This window comes from Streptantibioticus cattleyicolor NRRL 8057 = DSM 46488, assembly GCF_000240165.1.
In the GTDB taxonomy this organism is placed as follows: domain Bacteria; phylum Actinomycetota; class Actinomycetes; order Streptomycetales; family Streptomycetaceae; genus Streptantibioticus; species Streptantibioticus cattleyicolor.
In genome coordinates, this window is record NC_017586.1 from 1831125 (window position 1) to 1843737 (window position 12613).

Sequence of the window (12613 nt, forward strand, 5' to 3'; positions counted from 1 at the left end):
CGGGTGCACCTCCTTAGGAGCGTCGGGGCGGCGGGGCGGGTGGCCGGCGGTGCTCACAGCTTCCGCGCCCCCTTCAGCAGGTTGTCGCGGCGGCCGGAGCGCGCGGTGCGGGAGACGCCGGGGGCCATCCAGCGGTACGGTCCGGCGCCCGCGCCGCCCGAAGGGTCCGACGCCATCGGGTCGTTGTCCAGCCGGCGGGCGAGCGCCATGATCCACGGCACGGTGAACGGCGCCAGCAGCAGGTCGTAGACGGTGGCCGTCAACAGCAGCTTGGCCAGGCCGACATGGCGGGCGGCGGTGTCCCCGACGAGGGCGCCGACGCCGGCGTAGAGCAGCGTGGAGCCGATCGCGGCGACGGCGACGGCGACCATCGGCACGGCGGCGGAGCGCAGTTGGCCGGTTTCCGGCTTGGCCAGCCCGACCACGTAGCCGATGACGCAGAGCACCAGGGCGTACCGGCCGGCCGCGTGGTCGGCGGGGGGCGCGAGGTCGGCGAGGAGTCCGGCGCCGAAGCCCACCAGGGCGCCGCCGACGTGGCCGTAGGTGATGGCGAGCGAGAGGACGACCAGCAGCAGCAGGTCGGGGACGGCGCCGGGCAGGTGGAGCCGGGCCAGCGCGCTCACCTGGAGCACGAGCGCGACGACCACGAGGGCGGCGGAGAGCAGGATCCGGTTGATGCGCATCGGTCAGCTCCGGGGCGAGGACGGCGAGACGGAGGCGCCGGGGGTGACCGTGACGGTGACCGTGGGCGTGGGATGGGCCGCCGGCTTGGGGGGCAGCACGGTGTCGCGCGGGTCCTGGCGCGGGGCGACCACGACCACGCCGACCACGTCGAGCCGGGAGAAGCCGACGAACGGCTGCACCTCGACGGTACGGGTCAGCCCGCCTCCCCCGGTGTCCACCTTGACGACCTGGCCGATCGGCACGCCGGGCACGAAGGGCTTGTCGGCCTGGGAGCCGAAGGTCACCAGCCGGTCGCCGGGCTTGACCCGGGCCCGGCCGTTGAGGAGCTGGATGCGCAGCGGCCGGTCGCCCTGGCCGGTGCCGAAGCCCAGTTCCATGGAGTTCTCCAGCCGGGCGCCGACGGTGAAGTCGGGGTCGCAGGCGAGCAGGACGGTGGAGGTGCTGGGGCCGACCGTGGTGACCCGGCCGACGAGTCCGTCGCCGTTGAGCACGGTCATGTCCCGCCGGATGCCGTCGGCGCTGCCGGCGTCGATGGTGATCGTCCAGGAGAAGCCCTGGGTGGCTCCTATGGCGATCACCTGGGCGCCCTTGATGCCGTACTGGCCGGCGCCCGCGGTCCCCAGCATCTTGTCGAGTTCGGCGGCGCGGTTGCGGGTGATGTCGCTGCTGCCGAGCTTCGCCTTGAGCGCGGCGTTCTGGCGTTCCAGGGCGGCGATCCGGTCGTGGCGGGTGCCGGAGTCGCGCACCGCCGCTATGGCGTTGCCGACCGGGTTCACCACCGAGGACACGCCGTTCTCGACGGGTCCGAAGACGGATGCGGCGGCGCTGCGGGCGACCGCCAGGGGGGACTGTTCGCCGCCGCGGATGTCCACGGTGATCAGCGCGAACGCGATGGCGATCAGTAGGACCAAGAGCAGCCGGCTCTCTCGTGTGTCCCTCACGTGCGGCGGCCGTGCCTTCCTCGTCGGACCGGACCGGCCGCGAGCCACGGCCGGTCGGCGATGTCGTAGTTCGGGTCGTTACGTCCGGGGGGACGACCGACGGGCGGGCCGTGCGGTGGGGCCCCGGGACGGGGCCGCGCGGCGGTCCGCGGCGCGGGCGCCCGCAGAAGGCGGGGCCACGGCGCCGCGGCGGGTCACCTGCGCGGCTGGGCGTCGAGCACCTGCTGGAGGGCCTCGAACTCCTCGACGCACTTGCCGGAGCCGAGCGCCACCGAGTCCAGCGGGTCCTCGGCGATGTGGATGGGCATCCCGGTCTCGCGACGCAGCCGTTCGTCGAGGCCGCGCAGCATGGCGCCGCCGCCGGTGAGCACGATGCCGCGGTCCATGATGTCGCCGGAGAGTTCCGGCGGGCACTTGTCGAGGGTGGTCTTGACCGCGTCCACGATGGCGTTGACCGGTTCCTCGATGGCCTTGCGGACCTCGGCGGCGGAGATCACCACCGTCTTGGGCAGGCCGCTCACCAGGTCGCGTCCGCGGATCTCGGTGTGCTCGTCCTTCTCCAGCTCGAAGGCGGAGCCGATGGTGATCTTGATCTGTTCGGCGGTGCGCTCGCCCAGCAGGAGGCTGTACTCCTTCTTGATGTGCTGGATGATCGCATTGTCCAACTCGTCGCCGGCCACCCGGATGGACTGGGCGGTGACGATGCCGCCGAGCGAGATCACGGCGACCTCGGTGGTGCCGCCGCCGATGTCGACCACCATGTTGCCGGTGGCCTCGTGGACCGGCAGGCCGGCCCCGATCGCGGCGGCCATCGGCTCCTCGATGATGTGCACCTGGCGGGCGCCCGCCTGGCTGGACGCCTCGATCACGGCGCGCCGTTCGACCCCGGTGATGCCCGAGGGCACGCAGACCACGACCCGCGGGCGGGCAAGGTAGCGCCGCTTGTGGATCTTGAGGATGAAGTAGCGGAGCATCCGCTCGGTGATCTCGAAGTCGGCGATCACACCGTCCTTGAGCGGACGGACCGCAACGATGTTGCCAGGGGTACGGCCGATCATCTTCTTGGCTTCGGCGCCAACCGCCAGAATGCCGCCCGTATTCGTATTGATGGCGACAACCGACGGTTCGTTGAGGACGATCCCGCGACCCCTGACGTACACCAGCGTGTTGGCGGTGCCGAGGTCGACAGCCATGTCACGGCCGATGAACGACATATTGTTCGCCATGAGGATACGTCTGGCCTTCCCGAGCTGGAGCGATGGGGACTTGAGGGCGGCGTTCTGGCGCCCCCGCGGGGCAGGGGGCGTGATCTGCTGCGGAGGTCCGTAGCGGTGTATCCATCGTAGTCGCGCCCGGTGGACCAGGAGTGAGGGCGCCCCGGCCATTGTCAGCAGAACACACAGCCGCCCCTTGTAATGGTGACGTCGTGTCGGGGCGATTGGTTCCCGCATTACCGTCGCATATGCGGGACCGCCGCCCGGGCAAAACCCTCGGCGGCGGCCGGTGCCCGCCGGTGTCCGCGTTTCTGACTTGCCGTCAGCAACTGACCGGCGGCGGGCGGGATCCCGGAGGGCGTCCGCCTCAAATCAGCCCGGGGAAGAAGAGCTTGATCTCCCGCTCCGCCGACTCCGGGGAGTCGGAGGCGTGCACCAGGTTCTCGCGCACGATGGTGCCGAAGTCGCCCCGGATGCTGCCGGGGGCGGCGGCGATCGGGTCGGTGGGGCCGGCCAGCGCGCGCATCCCCTCGACCACCCGCTCGCCCTCGACCACCAGCGCCACCGAGGGACCGGAGGACATGAACTCCACCAGCGGCTCGTAGAACGCCTTGCCCACGTGCTCCGCGTAGTGGCGCTCCAGCGTGGCCCGGTCCAGCGAGCGCAGCTCCAGCGCGGTGATCGCCCACCCCGCCTTGCGCTCGATCCGCCCGATGATCTCGCCCACCAGACCCCGGCGGACGGCATCGGGCTTGAGGAGGACGAGGGTGCGCTGGCTCATGTGCGGCTCCTTGGAACGCGAGTGCGCCGCGGCTTCGACTGTGCTGCGGCTTCGAAGTGGACTGACCCTATCGGGCGACCCCGTGTTCCCCGCCAGCGGCTACCCCGACCGTGGGGCAGCAGTCGCACCCGGCAGTGTCCCCCGCGCGGGTGACAGTGGGCCGAACGGGTGGCGGCGCGGCGGTGGCCCCGGGACGGGCGTGTCGGCGCCGCGTCCCTTGACGGCGCCGCCGGGGCGCCGCCGTCCGCCCCGGCCGGGTCAGCCGGCCGTGGCCGCGGCGTCCTGCGGCGGCTCGGCGGCGCGCGCGGCGTTGGCCGCCTTGAACGCGTCGATCTTGCGGCCGAAGTGGACCGCGGCCCACCACAGCGCGGCGAAGACCGCCCCCAGGAAGTACATGGTCGGCACCACGAACCCGGAGGCGATCAGGGCGATCTGGAGCACCCAGCCGATCACCACCCCGCCCGGCCGCGTGATCATCCCGCACAGCAGCACGCACAGCACCATGGCGACCCCGCTGACCGCCCAGACCGTGCCGGCCGAGAAGTGCGAGAGGTTCATCGCCACCAGCCCGGCCAGGCCGATCACAAAGGCTTCACCGAGCAGGGTGCTGGCACACAGCGTTCGCATCGGAACTCACTTCCGGCCCAGCAGCAGCCGGGCCTCTCCCACGGTGATCACGGAACCGGTGACCAGCACGCCGGCCCCGGCGTACTCGCCCTCCTCCTCGGCGAGGGTGACGGCGGCCTCCAGCGCGTCGTCCAGCCGCGGCTCGACCTGGACCCGCTCGCTGCCGAAGACCTCCACCGCCACGGCCGCCAGCTCGTCGACGTCCATCGCACGGTGGCTGGAGTTACGGGTCACCACCACCTCGGCGAAGATCGGCTCGAACGCCTCCAGCACCCCGCGGACGTCCTTGTCACCGCTGGGGGCGACCACGCCGACCAGGTGGGTGAAGGCGAACGCCTCGCGCACCGCCTCCGCGGTCGCCTGGGCGCCGGCCGGGTTGTGCGCGGCGTCCAGCACCACCGTGGGGCTGCGCCGCACCACCTCCAGGCGGCCCGGGGAGGTGACCGTGGCGAAGGCGCCGCGCACCGTGTCCACGTCCAGCGGGCGGGCCGCGCGGGCCGAGCCGACGCCGAAGAACGCCTCCACCGCGGCGAGCGCCACCGCCGCGTTGTGCGCCTGGTGGGCGCCGTGCAGCGGGAGGAAGATCTGCTCGTACTCGCCGCCGAGGCCGCGCAGGGTCAGCATCTGGCCGCCGACCGCCACCTCGCGGGAGACCACGCCGAACTCCATGCCCTCGCGGGCCACCGTGGCGTCCACCTCGACGGCGCGCTTGAGCAGCGTCTGGGCGGCGTCCACCGGCTGCTGGGCGAGGACGGCGGTGGCGCCCTCCTTGATGATGCCGCCCTTCTCCAGCGCTATCTCGCCGGGCGTGCCGCCCAGCCGGTCGGTGTGGTCCAGCGCGATCGGGGTGACCACGGCGACGGTGCCGTCGAGCACGTTGGTGGCGTCCCAGCGGCCCCCCATGCCCACCTCGACCACGGCCACGTCGACCGGCGCGTCGGCGAAGGCGGCGTAGGCCATGCCGGTGAGGACCTCGAAGAAGGAGAGCCGGTAGTCCTGGCTCGCGTCGACCATCTCGACGTACGGCTTGACGTCCCGGTAGGTGGCCACGAAGCGCTCGACGGAGATGGGCGAGCCGTCCAGGCTGATGCGTTCGGTGACCGACTCCACGTGCGGGCTGGTGTAGCGGCCGGTGCGCAGTTCGAAGGCGCGCAGCAGCGTCTCGATCATGCGGGCGGTGCTGGTCTTGCCGTTGGTGCCGGTGATGTGGATCGCCGGGTAGGCGCGCTGCGGCTCGCCGAGGACGTCCATCAGGGCGCTGATGCGGGTGACCGAGGGCTCCAGCTTGGTCTCGCCCCAGCGGTCGGCGAGCTCGGCCTCCACCTCGCGCAGGGCCTCGGCCTCCTCGGGGGACCGCGGACCGGCCGGGGTCTCCTCGCCGAGGGTCGGGGAGACCTGTGCGCGCAGCGTCCTGCTGCCGGCCTCGATCACCGCCAGATCCGGGTCCCGGTCGGTCTCCTCGGCGATGATCTCGTCGAATTCGTCCGGTGTGCCCGGGGTGTCCGAGGACGGGTCTTCGTTACGGGGGCGCTCGCTCACGGTGTCCAGTCTACGGAGGGGGACCGACGACGAAGGGCAAGGCCCCCGCACCCACCGGGGCGGGTACGGGGGCCGGGGCGGGCGTCAGCCCTGGGGCAGCGACTCCAGCTGGGCGGAGATCCGCGCGATGTCGGCCTCCGCGGTGGCCTTGCGGGTCCGGATCTTCTCCACCACCTGATCGGGCGCCTTGGCGAGGAACGCCTCGTTGCCGAGCTTGGCGTCGGCCTGGGCCAGCTCCTTCTCCGCCGCCGCCAGGTCCTTCGTCAGCCGCTTGCGCTCGGCGGCGAAGTCGATGACGCCGGACAGGTCGAGGGAGACGGTGGCGCCGGCCACCGGGAGCGAGGCGGTGGCGGTGAAGGCGTCACCGGCCGGCTGGAGGCGCAGCAGCGAGCGGATCGCCTCCTCGTGCGCGGCCAGCGGGGTGCCGGCCAGCTCCAGCCGGGCCGGGACCCGCTGGCCGGGCTGGAGGCCCTGGTCGGCACGGAACCGGCGGACCTCGGTGACGGCGTCGCGCAGGGTGGCGATCTCGGCCTCGGCCGCCGCGTCCCGGAAGCCGCTGTCGGCCGGCCACTCGGCGATCACCACGGACTCCCGGCCGGTGAGCGCGGTCCACAGGGTCTCGGTGACGAACGGGACGATCGGGTGCAGCAGGCGCAGCGTCACGTCCAGCACCTCGCCGAGCACCCGGCGGGAGCGCTCCGCGCCCTCGCCACCGGCGGCGAAGACCGTCTTGGACAGCTCCACGTACCAGTCGAAGACCTCGTCCCACGCGAAGTGGAAGAGGGTGTCGGAGACCTTGGCGAACTGGTAGTCGTCGTAGTAGGCGTCCACCTCGGCGACCACGGCGTTCAGCCGGGACAGGATCCAGCGGTCGGCGGCCGACAGCCCTTCCACGGGCGGCAGTTGGCCCTCCACGGTGGCGCCGTTCATCAACGCGAAGCGGGTGGCGTTCCAGATCTTGTTGGCGAAGTTGCGGGAGCCCTGGACCCAGTCCTCGCCGATCGGCACGTCGGTGCCGGGGTTGGCGCCGCGGGCCAGCGTGAAGCGGAGCGCGTCGGAGCCGTAGGCGTCCATCCAGTCCAGCGGGTTGACCGCGTTGCCGAAGGACTTCGACATCTTCTTGCCGAACTGGTCGCGCACCATGCCGTGCAGGGCGATGGTGTGGAACGGCGGGGTGCCGTCCATCGCGTACAGGCCGAACATCATCATCCGGGCGACCCAGAAGAAGAGGATGTCGTACCCGGTGACCAGCACGGAGTTGGGGTAGAACTTCGCGAGCGACTCGGTCCGCCCGGGCCAGCCGAGGGTGGAGAACGGCCACAGGCCGGAGGAGAACCAGGTGTCCAGGACGTCGGAGTCCTGGCGCCAGCCGTCACCGGTGGGGGGCTCCTCGTCCGGGCCGACGCAGACCACCTCGCCGTTCGGCCCGTACCAGACCGGGATGCGGTGGCCCCACCACAACTGCCGCGAGATGCACCAGTCGTGGAGGTTGTCGACCCAGTCGAAGTACCGCTTCTCCATCTCCTGCGGGTGGATCTTCACCCGCCCGTCGCGCACCGCGTCACCGGCCGCCTTGGCCAGCGGGGCGACCTTGACCCACCACTGGAGCGACAGCCGGGGCTCGATGGTGGTCTTGCAGCGCGAGCAGTGGCCCACCGAGTGGACGTACGGGCGCTTCTCGGCGACGATCCGGCCCTCGGCGCGCAGCGCCCCGACGATGGCGGAGCGGGCCTCCAGCCGGTCGAGCCCCTGGAACGGGCCGTGCGCGGTGATCACCGCGTGCTCGTCCATGACGGTCAGCGACGGCAGGCCGTGCCGGCGGCCGATTTCGAAGTCGTTGGGGTCGTGGGCCGGGGTGACCTTCACCGCGCCGGTGCCGAACTCCGGGTCGACGTGGGCGTCGGCGACCACCGGGATGCGGCGGCCGGTCAGTGGCAGTTCGATCTCGGTGCCGACCAGGTGGCGGTAGCGGTCGTCGTCGGGGTGGACGGCGACCGCGGTGTCGCCGAGCATCGTCTCGGCCCGGGTGGTGGCCACCACGATGGCGTCGTCCCCGTCGCCGTAGCGGATGGAGACCAACTCGCCGTCGTCCTCCTGGTACTCCACCTCGATGTCGGAGATGGCGGTCAGGCAGCGCGGGCACCAGTTGATGATGCGTTCGGCGCGGTAGATCAGCTCGTCGTCGTAGAGCTTCTTGAAGATGGTCTGGACGGCCTTGGACAGGCCCTCGTCCATGGTGAAGCGCTCCCGCGACCAGTCGACGCCGTCGCCGAGGCGGCGCATCTGGCCGGAGATCTGGCCGCCGGACTCCGCCTTCCAGCGCCACACCCGCTCGACGAACGCCTCCCGGCCCAGGTCGTGGCGGGACTTGCCCTCCTTGGCCAGTTCGCGCTCGACCACGTTCTGGGTGGCGATGCCGGCGTGGTCCATGCCGGGCTGCCAGAGCACCTCGTACCCCTGCATGCGCTTGCGGCGGGTTAGGGCGTCGATGATCGTGTGCTCGAAGGCGTGGCCCAGGTGGAGGCTGCCGGTGACGTTGGGCGGCGGGATGACGATGGTGTACGGCGGCTTGTCGCTCTTGGCGTCGGCCGCGAAGTAACCGCGTTCTACCCAGCGCTCGTACAGCGTTTCCTCTACCTCGGCCGGGACGTACTGGGTCGGCAGATGGTCAGGGCTGCTGCTGGGCCCGCTGTTGGGGCGCTGGTTCATCTCGGTCACGCGGCAATTCTAGGGCGGCGGGGGCGGCGTCCCGCACCCGCCGGGCCCGGGGCGCGGGGCCCCGGCGTGCCGGTGGCAGCGGCCATCGGCAAGGATATGGGCCGCGTACACGTCAACGGGAGGAACCCCATGAGCTTCAACCAGCCGCCGCCCAACCCGTACGGGCCGCCGCAGCCGCCCGCGCCCCAGCCGGGCTACGGCTACCCGCAGCAGCCGCCGGCGGCCAACCCCTACGCGCAGCCGCAGCCGCAGGGCCCCAACCCGTACGCACAGGGCCCCGCACAGCCGCCCGCGCCGCCGTACGGCCAGCCGCCGGTGCCGGGGGCGCCGGGCCCGTACGGGCAGCCGCAGGGGTGGGGGGCCGGCCCGGTGCCGCCGCCGCTGCCGGTGAAGAAGAGCAACAAGGGCAAGATCGTCGGCATCGTGGCCGGTGTCGTGGTGGTCGCCGCGATCGCGGTCGGCGCCGTCACCCTGACCGGCGCCACCTCCTCCGGCGGCGGCTACAAGCTCGACACCCCGGCGACGGTGCTGGGCGGCCAGTACACCAAGGACTCCACGATGCCGGGCGCCACCGGCGGCGACTCCGACACGCAGAAGGGCTCCGACAAGGGCATCACCGACGCCACCTCGGTGCGCGGCGCCTGGAAGAGCAGCAAGGACGAGATCATCCTGGGCGGCGCCTACGGTGACGTCACCGACCCCAAGTCGGCGGTGGGCACCCTGCTGTCGGCGGCCGGCATGAAGGACGCCACGGACCAGAAGCCGTCCGGTTTCGACGGTGACCTGATGCAGTGCGGGGTGAAGGACTTCGGCATCTACAAGGCCCCGTTCTGCGCCTGGGGCGACAACAGCACGGTCGCGCTGGTGATGTGGAACGGCAACCCGGACACGGTCGCCACCGGCGGTCTGCCCACTCCGCCGTCGACCGCCGACTTCGCCCAGACCGTGGCGAAGCTGCGCGGCGAGATACGCGTCAAGAAGTAACCCGCACCGACGCGGCACCGACACCAAAGGGGGCGCCCGGATCACTCCGGGCGCCCCCTTCGCGCTACAGGACGCTACGCGCTCTTCTCGTGGCGTTCGCCCTCGTCACCCCGAGTGCGGGGGACGAGAGTGGGGTTCACGTTCGAGTGAACGACTTCCTTGGTGATGACGACCCGGGCGACGTCCTTGCGGGACGGCACCTCGTACATCACCGACTGGAGGACCTCCTCCATGATGGCCCGCAGGCCACGGGCGCCGGTGCCGCGCAGGATGGCCTGGTCGGCGATGGCCTCCAGCGCGGAACGCTCGAACTCCAGCTCGACGCCGTCCAGCTCGAAGAGGCGCTGGTACTGCTTGACCAGCGCGTTGCGCGGCTCGACCAGGATCTTCAGCAGCGCCTCGCGGTCCAGGTTGTGCACCGAGGTGATCACCGGCAGGCGGCCGATGAACTCCGGGATCATGCCGAACTTCACCAGGTCCTCGGGCATGATCTCGGCGAACTGGTCCACCGAGTCCAGCTCCCGCTTGGAACGGATGGTGGCACCGAAGCCGATCCCCTTGGCCCCGGCCCGGGCCTCGATGATCTTCTCCAGGCCGGCGAAGGCACCGCCCACGATGAAGAGCACGTTGGTGGTGTCGATCTGGATGAACTCCTGGTGCGGGTGCTTGCGCCCGCCCTGCGGCGGCACCGAGGCGGTGGTGCCCTCCAGGATCTTCAGCAGCGCCTGCTGGACACCCTCGCCGGAGACGTCCCGGGTGATCGACGGGTTCTCGCTCTTGCGGGCCACCTTGTCGATCTCGTCGATGTAGATGATCCCGGTCTCGGCCTTCTTGACGTCGTAGTCGGCCGCCTGGATCAGCTTGAGCAGGATGTTCTCCACGTCCTCGCCGACGTATCCGGCCTCGGTCAGGGCGGTGGCGTCGGCGATGGCGAAGGGGACGTTGAGCATCCGGGCGAGGGTCTGGGCGAGCAGCGTCTTGCCGGAGCCGGTGGGGCCGAGCAGCAGAATGTTGGACTTGGCCAGCTCGATGCCGTCGTCGTGGCCCGGACGGCCGTTCTCCCCGGCCTGCACCCGCTTGTAGTGGTTGTAGACGGCGACCGACAGCGCCTTCTTGGCGGGCTCCTGCCCGACCACGTAGCTCTCCAGGAACTCGTAGATCTCCCGGGGCTTGGGCAGGTCCTCCCAGCGCACCTCGGAGGACTCGGCGAGCTCCTCCTCGATGATCTCGTTGCACAAGTCGATGCACTCGTCGCAGATGTACACACCAGGCCCTGCGATGAGCTTCTTCACCTGCTTCTGGCTCTTTCCGCAGAACGAGCACTTGAGCAGGTCGCCGCCGTCACCGATGCGTGCCACGAGGTGCTTCCCCTTCGCCTGGGATCCGCTTCGCTCAGCGGAACCTGGTGCTTGCCGGGTCGTCCGGGTCCCTGTCAGTGTGCGGCTGACGCCGCGGGGCCCCCGGACCCCCCTCCGACGGTACCTTGCCGAGCCCTGGGTGTGGGCCCCCCTTGAACCGACTCGTCGCCGGCCCAAGGGCGGGCCCGTGGTTTCCGGCCCTGTACCGGGCCGGTGGTCAGGCCGAAAGCGCGGCCTTGCGGGAGGAGGTGATCTGGTCCACGAAGCCGAAGCTGAGCGCGTCCTCGGCGGTGAGGATCTTGTCACGCTCGATGTCCTCGCGGATCTGCTCCTCGGTGCGGTGGGAGTGCTTCGCCAGCATCTCCTCCATCTGGACCCGCATCCGGGTGATCTCGTTGGCCTGGATCTCCAGGTCGGAGATCTGCGCCCGGCCGGTCTCGGTGTACGGCTGGTGGATCAGCACCCGCGCGTTGGGCAGCGCCATCCGCTTGCCCGGGGTGCCGGCGGCCAGCAGCACCGCGGCGGCCGACGCGGCCTGGCCGAGGCAGACCGTCTGGATGTCCGGCTTGACGAACTGCATCGTGTCGTAGATCGCCGTCATGGCGGTGAAGGAGCCGCCGGGCGAGTTGATGTAGATCGAGATGTCCCGGTCCGGGTCCATCGACTCCAGGCACAGCAGCTGCGCCATCACGTCGTTGGCGGAGGCGTCGTCGATCTGCACGCCGAGGAAGATCACCCGCTCCTCGAAGAGCTTGGCGTACGGGTCGTACTCACGGATGCCCTGCGAGGTGCGCTCGACGAAGCGCGGCACGATGTAGCGGGCCTCCATGCCGTGCGAGCGGGAGGCGTCCACGCCCTGCTGGAGGGCGAGCGGGTTGCGGGTGTTCATGGATCGGTTCACCGTCCTGAGGGGTGAGCGGGAAGGGGAAGCGTAACTGTCCGGTGCGCCGGGGCCGCGCCCGGCAGGGCTCCGCGCGGGCGGGGCTCAGGCACCGGTACCGCCACCACCGGGGACGTCCGCGGCCGTGTGCATGACCTCGTCGATCAGGCCGTACTCCTTGGCCTCCTCCGCGGTGAACCAGCGGTCGCGGTCCGCGTCGCGGTTGATGGTCTCGACGGACTGGCCGCTGTGCTGCGCGGTGAGCTGCTCCATGCGCTTCTTGGTGCGCAGCAGCTGCTCAGCCTGGATCTTGATGTCGGAGGCGGAGCCGCCGAGGCCGGCCGACCCCTGGTGCATCAGGATGTCGGCGTTGGGCAGGGCGAACCGCTTGCCGGGGGTGCCGGCGGTCAGCAGGAACTGGCCCATGGAGGCGGCGAGGCCCATGGCGATCGTCACGACGTCGTTCTTGATGTACTGCATCGTGTCGTAGATCGCGAAGCCGGCGGTCACGGAGCCGCCGGGCGAGTTGATGTAGAGGTAGATGTCCTTGGTCGGGTCGGCGGCGAGCAGCAGCATCTGCGCGCAGATCCGGTTGGCGATGTCGTCGTCCACGGCCTGGCCGAGGAAGATGATGCGTTCATCGAGCAGCCGGTTGTAGACCGCGTCACCGAGGCCCGGTCCGCTCGGGGCGCCGTTGGCGGTGGGCATCAGGAGTCCCGGCATCTCGATCTGCGGAGTCGTCACGTATCCACCTGCTCGTTGTCGGACGGCGACGCCGTCTTTCGCGTCTTACGTCGTCTTCTCGAAAGGGCCGGGGAGGAGCGGCGCGCCTTTCGCCTTCCGTCCCTTCTCAGGGTCTCCCTGCCCTCGTTACTACGGACCCTAAC

At 71.0% G+C, this 12613-nt stretch carries 11 protein-coding genes; 1 reads left to right on the forward strand and 10 read right to left on the reverse strand.

Annotated features, from left to right (window positions below):
* Positions 1–53: 53 nt before the first annotated feature.
* From mreD to SCATT_RS08030, 7 genes are all read right to left on the reverse strand, one after another.
* Entirely contained in the window at positions 54–683 is a 630-nt protein-coding gene (gene mreD, locus SCATT_RS08000) for a rod shape-determining protein MreD (protein WP_014142489.1), read from the reverse strand.
* A 3-nt stretch (positions 684–686) separates the two neighbouring features.
* Positions 687–1625 (reverse strand): rod shape-determining protein MreC, encoded by a 939-nt coding sequence (gene mreC / locus SCATT_RS08005; protein WP_078590661.1) that lies wholly within the window; start codon positions 1623–1625, stop codon positions 687–689.
* Positions 1626–1819: 194 nt separating this feature from the next.
* Complete coding sequence (locus SCATT_RS08010; protein WP_014627689.1) at positions 1820–2839, reverse strand: rod shape-determining protein; 1020 nt, start codon at positions 2837–2839, stop codon at positions 1820–1822.
* Positions 2840–3206: 367 nt separating this feature from the next.
* Positions 3207–3620 (reverse strand): nucleoside-diphosphate kinase, encoded by a 414-nt coding sequence (gene ndk, locus SCATT_RS08015; RefSeq protein ID WP_014142492.1) that lies wholly within the window; start codon positions 3618–3620, stop codon positions 3207–3209.
* 258 nt (positions 3621–3878) lie between these two features.
* Positions 3879–4247 carry a DUF4233 domain-containing protein gene (locus tag SCATT_RS08020; RefSeq protein WP_014142493.1) on the reverse strand — a complete coding sequence of 123 codons (369 nt, stop codon included), beginning with the start codon at positions 4245–4247 and terminating at the stop codon, positions 3879–3881.
* Positions 4248–4253: 6 nt separating this feature from the next.
* Positions 4254–5786, reverse strand: a complete 1533-nt coding sequence (gene folC / locus SCATT_RS08025; protein WP_014142494.1) for a bifunctional tetrahydrofolate synthase/dihydrofolate synthase — start codon at positions 5784–5786, stop codon at positions 4254–4256.
* Positions 5787–5870: 84 nt separating this feature from the next.
* Positions 5871–8495, reverse strand: coding sequence for a valine--tRNA ligase (locus SCATT_RS08030; RefSeq protein WP_078590865.1), 2625 nt, complete (start codon positions 8493–8495; stop codon positions 5871–5873).
* Positions 8496–8633: 138 nt separating this feature from the next.
* Here SCATT_RS08030 and SCATT_RS08035 point away from each other — a divergent pair, with 138 nt between their 5' ends.
* Positions 8634–9488 carry a hypothetical protein gene (locus SCATT_RS08035; RefSeq protein ID WP_014142496.1) on the forward strand — a complete coding sequence of 285 codons (855 nt, stop codon included), beginning with the start codon at positions 8634–8636 and terminating at the stop codon, positions 9486–9488.
* A 74-nt stretch (positions 9489–9562) separates the two neighbouring features.
* On the opposite strand, the gene clpX is transcribed toward SCATT_RS08035, so the two are convergent.
* The 3 genes from clpX to SCATT_RS08050 all read right to left on the reverse strand — a co-directional run bounded on the left by clpX (position 9563) and on the right by SCATT_RS08050 (position 12449).
* Positions 9563–10846, reverse strand: coding sequence for an ATP-dependent Clp protease ATP-binding subunit ClpX (gene clpX, locus SCATT_RS08040; RefSeq protein WP_014142497.1), 1284 nt, complete (start codon positions 10844–10846; stop codon positions 9563–9565).
* 217 nt (positions 10847–11063) lie between these two features.
* On the reverse strand, positions 11064–11675 hold the full coding sequence (locus SCATT_RS08045) for an ATP-dependent Clp protease proteolytic subunit (protein ID WP_173405692.1): 612 nt from the start codon (positions 11673–11675) through the stop codon (positions 11064–11066).
* Positions 11676–11831: 156 nt separating this feature from the next.
* On the reverse strand, positions 11832–12449 hold the full coding sequence (locus SCATT_RS08050; RefSeq protein ID WP_086010108.1) for an ATP-dependent Clp protease proteolytic subunit: 618 nt from the start codon (positions 12447–12449) through the stop codon (positions 11832–11834).
* Positions 12450–12613: the final 164 nt, after the last annotated feature.

Bases quoted from the DNA above. Each gene is read 5' to 3' on its own strand.
- mreD (WP_014142489.1), bottom strand. From the start codon at position 683: ATGCGCATCAACCGGATCCTGCTCTCCGCCGCCCTCGTGGTCGTCGCG.
- SCATT_RS08010 (WP_014627689.1), bottom strand. From the start codon at position 2,839: ATGTCGTTCATCGGCCGTGACATGGCTGTCGACCTCGGCACCGCCAAC.
- ndk (WP_014142492.1), bottom strand. From the start codon at position 3,620: ATGAGCCAGCGCACCCTCGTCCTCCTCAAGCCCGATGCCGTCCGCCGG.
- SCATT_RS08020 (WP_014142493.1), bottom strand. From the start codon at position 4,247: ATGCGAACGCTGTGTGCCAGCACCCTGCTCGGTGAAGCCTTTGTGATC.
- SCATT_RS08030 (WP_078590865.1), bottom strand. From the start codon at position 8,495: ATGAACCAGCGCCCCAACAGCGGGCCCAGCAGCAGCCCTGACCATCTG.
- SCATT_RS08035 (WP_014142496.1), top strand. From the start codon at position 8,634: ATGAGCTTCAACCAGCCGCCGCCCAACCCGTACGGGCCGCCGCAGCCG.
- SCATT_RS08045 (WP_173405692.1), bottom strand. From the start codon at position 11,675: ATGGAGGCCCGCTACATCGTGCCGCGCTTCGTCGAGCGCACCTCGCAG.
- SCATT_RS08050 (WP_086010108.1), bottom strand. From the start codon at position 12,449: ATGCCGGGACTCCTGATGCCCACCGCCAACGGCGCCCCGAGCGGACCG.